Genomic DNA, 4887 nt, shown 5'->3' with positions numbered 1-4887 from the left:
GTTCGCCGTCCAGCAGTCCCGCGCCGGTACCACCACCGTATCGTCCACCTCCGGCTGCTGCGACGCCATCACGATTCGCTCGAAAAGCTCCTCCCGTTCCGCATCACCAGTCGGCAGCCGGAACAGCTCGTGCGAATTCAGCTGAAACGTCCCCGGTACACGATTCGTGAACTTCGCCCAATGAGCCGCCAACCCCCCCAACGCCGTCACCACCGATCCCGTCGTCGCCACCCGTCGAAGATACAGACTCACCGGCCGGCAAAACTCCAGCCGTCCATCGTCGAGCTTCCGTGCCTCGGCCAGTGCGAGCGCCAGCTGCGACAGCCCCGGCTCTTGCGAAGGCGGCACCGCACCCCGCGGTACCCAGACCGCCACCGCCCGACCCTCCGTATCCAGCCGCCGCTCCACCGTCGCCCGCACCGCCTCCCACTCCAACGTCGCATCCGGCCCGAACAAGTTCACCACCGTCAGCCCCAACGACCACCGCCGCCCCACCACCACCGTCGCCCGCAACGTCGTCCCGTCCGACGTCGCATCCTCCACCGCAGTGCTCCGCGCATAATGCGGACCGAACCAGCCCAGGAACAGCCGGAGCCCGGCCTCCGCCTGATCAGCCGGGTAGCTGCGTTCCACCACCTCGTCGCACGCTTACCCGCCGCGCTGACCGCGGATGCGCGGCTTCGCCACCGACGCCACCACGACCGACGGGTCCGTCAAAATCTCCACCCCCGGCGGAGGCACGATATCCCCCACCGTCAGCACCGAATCGAACGACTTCAGCGGCGCGATGTCCACCGGGATCGTATCCGGAATGTCCAGCGGCCGGCAGCGAACCGACACGATCTCGATCCCCGGCAACAACGTCCCCGCCAAATCGCGCACCGCCGGCGCCTCGCCCACCAACCGCAACGGCACGTTCGCCGTAATCGGCCGCTCCGGGTCCACCTGGAAAAAGTCCACATGGATCGGCTCGCCCGTACCGTGCGCCCGCGCAATGCCGCGCAGAATCACATACCGCGGGTTCGGCTCGCCCGTCACCCTCAACTCGATCATCGCGCGCAGCCCCGCCGACTTGATCGTCCGCGCGAACTCCCGCGCATCGATCTCGATAGCCCGCGACGGGAGCCCCCGCCCATACACATTCGCCGGCAGCCGACCCTCCCGACGGAGATGCTTCACCTGCTTGCCAACTACCGACCTCGGAGCCGCCTCGATCGTCACACGTTCTGCCATACGTCGTTCAACCCTCTCGGCCACGCTCCATACGTGGCGCAACACCACCAACTTACCCGAGGCAGCCTCAGGGTCAAGCCGCGGCCAACGAAAACGGGAGCCCTCGGCCGAGCGGCTCCCGTCCCAACGCAAAGACGTGCCAGCCGTCAGGCAGGCTTCAGCTCCGCAACCTTCGCCCGAGCCGCAGCCTTGTCGCTGTACCAGAGCACATTGATCTCCTTGAAAATCGCCTTGTCGGCCGGCACATCGTCCTCCGCGAAAATCGCCGACACCGGGCAGGCAGGCTCGCATGCACCGCAGTCGATGCACTCGTCCGGATTGATGTAGAGCATCCGATCCTCGCCTTCGTCGAAGTGGATGCAGTCGACCGGGCAAACTTCCACGCACGCCTGGTCTTGGACGTCGATGCAGGGGTCCGTGATTACGTAGGACATTCGGGGCTCCTCTCCCGTCGGGGGTGCTGCGTTCCTGCCACGTAGGCGCTTCGCATACTACTATCGGCCCCTCCCTCTGTGAAGAAGAGCCGCCAATCCGGCATCGAATCCATAACGCCCTGAACCACCTACTCCCGCAACCGCTCCCGGCGAGCATCCCGCACCGCCACCGGCTTCCCCGTCCGCAGATCCACCGCGTAAAAACGCCCCGCCTTGATCTCCTCGATCAACTCCCGCTCGTCCCGAATCTCCCGCTCGAAATACGTCGCACACTTCCCGATGTCCGAAATCGCGTGCGAATCCGTCCCACCCGTCCCAGGCAAGTTCATCATCTCGCAGAGCCGCTGCGAAAACTCGTTCTCCTTGTCCGAACCCCGCCCATTGATCTCCTCCAGCCCCCGCACGAACTGATACGCAGGATTCCGCGCCGCCTTCTCCAGCGCCGCACGATACTCATCGTCATTCCGCGAAAACCACGGCATCTGCCGCCGATACGGATGCGCCGCCACCAGCGCCCCACCAACCTTCTCCACGTACGACGCCAGCTCCCGCGACCGATGCATCCCGAACACGTACTTGTCGATCCCGAACGCCAAAATATGCCCGTCGTCCGTCGAAATCTCCACACCCGCCAGCACCAAAAAATTGTGCTTCGCTCGCAGCTCCTCGATCGCCTTGTAATCCCAAACCGTGTCGTGCTCCGTGAACACGATCGCATCGAGCCCCGCCGCCTTCGCGCGAACGATCAAGTCATCCGGGTTCAGAACGCTGTCGTGCGAACGTGGCCAGGTGTGGCTGTGAATGTCAATGAGCATGGGGCTGCCCGGTACTATAGGGCTGCCCCCGCTCCCCGGGCAACGCGAAACACCCCCGGCCACCCTCACCCAGCCCCGAAACACTCCGTTCATCGGCGCGTCGCATGATCGCGATATGGAACGAACCTCCGGCCCCTGCAACCACGCCTGGCGCTACCTCGTCGACCTCCGAACCCGCGCCATCCGCATCCGCGAATGCGAAAAATGCGGCCGCCGCTCGGTCGTCCCCGTCGAGCTAGCGCCCCTCCCCACCGCCCCGCGCCTCCAGGACAGCGCCTGAAGCACCCCTACGCCTGGCTCTGCTGCCGCCGTGCCACCAGCTCCAGCCGCATCCTCCGCTGGTTCGGCTCCCTGCCCTTGAAATTCGGCCGATACTCACTCGCGCGGCCCAAAATCTGCGCCGTGTGCTGCCGATCGTGCCGATAGAACGAACGCAAATACTGCAGCACCGTCAACGTCCCGAAAAGCGGGCTCGTCGCCACCCGGTCGAAATCCTCCAACCGCATCCCATCGATCAACCCCAGCGTATATTGCCGCTCCAGCTCCAGCTGCCGCAGCAGATCCGCCACCGTGTACCGATTCGCCTCCTCCACCGGCACCGGTACCGATTGCCACGGGATCCTCCCCAAATCCGGATTCTCCTCCCGAAGCGCAGCCCGCACCCATGCATCGTACGTCCGCTCCATCTCGCACAGATGGGCCAACTGCTCCAGCGCCGTCCACTGCTCCTCGCCCTCCGCATCCACCGGCACCCGCAACGCCTCCTCCGGCGAAAGCGCCATCGCCACCGCGATAAGCCTCGTCCGCTCCTCCGCCATCTTCGCCAACAGTTCATCCACCTGTTCGCGCGTCGCCATCTGCCTTCCCTCCAAAAAAGCGAGCCAGCCGGCGCAGCCCCTGCCAGACCCCGTACGGAATCGCCGCCACCAGCGCGATCATCGCCACCACCGCCCCATAGAGGCTCCCGAACACCAGATCCGTCGCGAACTCCACCAGCGGCACCGCCCGATTCTACGCCATCCCCACCCACCTGGTTGGGCGAACGCCCCACCCGTGCCACACTCCCCCCATGCCATTCCGCCGAAAGCCCGCCGCGGCCGGCCCACGGTTCGCCGCCGACTGGCTCGTCGTCGGCCTCGGCAACCCCGGCGAACAGTACGCTCGCACACGACACAACGTCGGCTTCTGGGTCGTCAACACCCTCGCCCGCCGCGCCGGCACCCAACCAAAAGCCGTCGGGAGTCTCATGCACATCGGCGTCGGCACCCTCCACGGCCACCAGGTCGCACTCGTCCGCCCCAAAACCTACATGAACCTCAGCGGCCGCGCCGTCGCCCAAGCGCTCCAGTGGACCGGCTGCGACCTCGCACACACCATCGTCGCCTACGACGACCTCGACCTTCCACCCGGCCAAATCCGCGTCAGAGCAGGCGGCGGCCACGGCGGCCACAACGGCCTCAAAAGCATCGCCCAGCACGCCGGGCTCGAATTCATCCGCGTCCGCATCGGCATCGGCCGGCCACTCGAAGGTGGCCAGCCCACCTGGGACCCCGAAATCGTCGCCGATTGGGTCCTCAGCCCACCCTCTCCCACCGAGCGCGAACTCCTCGAAGCCGCAGTCCAGCGCGCCGCCGACGCCATCGAAACCATCCTCACCGACGGCGTCGAAGCCGCCGCCACCGCCTACAATCGCAAAGCCTGAACGGCCTCCCCGTGTCCAAAACGACAAAGGATGTCGCCGGCCGGTGCCACGCTTCGCCTTGTAACCCCCCGCCGGGACCACCACACCGCACACCGCGCCGCCCGAGTCACCGACGATGCCCGCCGAGCCGATCCCCAGCCCCTACGACCTCTACCCCGCACCCATCTGCTTCACCCTTCAAACTCCGCTCGCCATGGACACCGTCTACTCCCCGGCCAACCGCCGCCTCCGTCCCCGCGTCGGCGACCTCGTGCTCGGCGACCTCCTCCCCGATGAAAACCCAACCGACCCCGAAGCCATCGTCCTCACCATCGACCTCCGGCGGACCATCGAGCACCTGCTCAGCACCCTTCAAGAACGCGAACAGTTCGTTCTCCTTCACCGCTTCGGATTGGTAGACGGAGAGCCACAAACCCTCGAGACAATCGGAAAGATCTTGGGCGTCACCCGAGAGCGCGTCCGACAAATCGAAGCCAAAGCCCTGAACAAACTCCGCCACCCTCGCACCCTGCGACTCCTCGAACCGTTCCGATACCACGACCCAGGAAGGCCGCGTTCCCACACGTGGCCCCCCGAACACCACGCCCCTCCCCATGCCCACCCCCAACCCCACACGCCGCGCACCTCCCCACCATCGACACCACCGACCCAGCGCCCACCCCTACCAGCCCCCCACCCGCCGACCCACTTCGATTTCCCGAGA

General features: G+C 66.1%; 9 protein-coding genes. 3 read left to right on the top strand and 6 right to left on the bottom strand.

Features of this window, described 5'->3' with window-relative positions; genetic code table 11:
- The 4 genes from VAE53_RS12470 to VAE53_RS12455 form a co-directional block, all read right to left on the bottom strand.
- Positions 1–633: hypothetical protein (locus VAE53_RS12470; protein WP_322819700.1), on the bottom strand; the 633-nt coding region annotated here is incomplete at its 3' end.
- A 15-nt stretch (positions 634–648) separates the two neighbouring features.
- Positions 649–1233, bottom strand: a complete 585-nt coding sequence (locus tag VAE53_RS12465) for a 50S ribosomal protein L25 (RefSeq protein ID WP_322819699.1) — start codon at positions 1231–1233, stop codon at positions 649–651.
- 146 nt (positions 1234–1379) lie between these two features.
- Entirely contained in the window at positions 1380–1667 is a 288-nt protein-coding gene (locus VAE53_RS12460) for a ferredoxin family protein (RefSeq protein WP_322819698.1), read from the bottom strand.
- A 128-nt stretch (positions 1668–1795) separates the two neighbouring features.
- Entirely contained in the window at positions 1796–2482 is a 687-nt protein-coding gene (locus tag VAE53_RS12455; RefSeq protein ID WP_322819697.1) for a PHP domain-containing protein, read from the bottom strand.
- 115 nt (positions 2483–2597) lie between these two features.
- Between VAE53_RS12455 and VAE53_RS12450 the strand changes: the two genes are divergently transcribed.
- The gene (locus VAE53_RS12450; protein WP_322819696.1) at positions 2598–2762 is read left to right on the top strand and encodes a hypothetical protein; all 165 of its coding nucleotides are present in this window, start codon (positions 2598–2600) and stop codon (positions 2760–2762) included.
- Positions 2763–2769: 7 nt separating this feature from the next.
- On the opposite strand, the gene VAE53_RS12445 is transcribed toward VAE53_RS12450, so the two are convergent.
- A complete protein-coding gene (locus tag VAE53_RS12445; RefSeq protein ID WP_322819695.1) occupies positions 2770–3339 on the bottom strand; it encodes a DinB family protein in 570 nt (189 codons plus the stop codon).
- A complete protein-coding gene (locus VAE53_RS12440) occupies positions 3314–3484 on the bottom strand; it encodes a hypothetical protein (protein WP_322819694.1) in 171 nt (56 codons plus the stop codon). The genes VAE53_RS12445 and VAE53_RS12440 overlap by 26 nt, the downstream gene beginning before the upstream one ends.
- A gap of 67 nt (positions 3485–3551) precedes the next feature.
- Here VAE53_RS12440 and pth point away from each other — a divergent pair, with 67 nt between their 5' ends.
- Together pth and VAE53_RS12430 are read left to right on the top strand one after the other, a co-directional pair.
- Positions 3552–4184 carry an aminoacyl-tRNA hydrolase gene (gene pth / locus VAE53_RS12435; RefSeq protein WP_322819693.1) on the top strand — a complete coding sequence of 211 codons (633 nt, stop codon included), beginning with the start codon at positions 3552–3554 and terminating at the stop codon, positions 4182–4184.
- A gap of 115 nt (positions 4185–4299) precedes the next feature.
- Positions 4300–4887, top strand: a 588-nt coding sequence (locus VAE53_RS12430; RefSeq protein ID WP_322819692.1) for a sigma-70 family RNA polymerase sigma factor, incomplete at its 3' end; no start/stop codon positions are given.

The sequence above is a fragment of the Tepidiforma sp. genome (genome assembly GCF_034432735.1).
Taxonomy (GTDB): Bacteria; Chloroflexota; Dehalococcoidia; order Tepidiformales; family Tepidiformaceae; genus Tepidiforma.
The sequence above is the reverse complement of the archived record's forward strand: the minus strand, read 5'-3'. Positions and strand labels throughout refer to the sequence as shown.

Excerpts from the sequence above, each read along its gene's own strand:
- VAE53_RS12445 (WP_322819695.1), bottom strand. The coding sequence starts at position 3,339 with ATGGCGACGCGCGAACAGGTGGATGAACTGTTGGCGAAGATGGCGGAG.
- VAE53_RS12460 (WP_322819698.1), bottom strand. The coding sequence starts at position 1,667 with ATGTCCTACGTAATCACGGACCCCTGCATCGACGTCCAAGACCAGGCG.
- VAE53_RS12450 (WP_322819696.1), top strand. The coding sequence starts at position 2,598 with ATGGAACGAACCTCCGGCCCCTGCAACCACGCCTGGCGCTACCTCGTC.
- VAE53_RS12465 (WP_322819699.1), bottom strand. The coding sequence starts at position 1,233 with ATGGCAGAACGTGTGACGATCGAGGCGGCTCCGAGGTCGGTAGTTGGC.
- pth (WP_322819693.1), top strand. The coding sequence starts at position 3,552 with ATGCCATTCCGCCGAAAGCCCGCCGCGGCCGGCCCACGGTTCGCCGCC.
- VAE53_RS12455 (WP_322819697.1), bottom strand. The coding sequence starts at position 2,482 with ATGCTCATTGACATTCACAGCCACACCTGGCCACGTTCGCACGACAGC.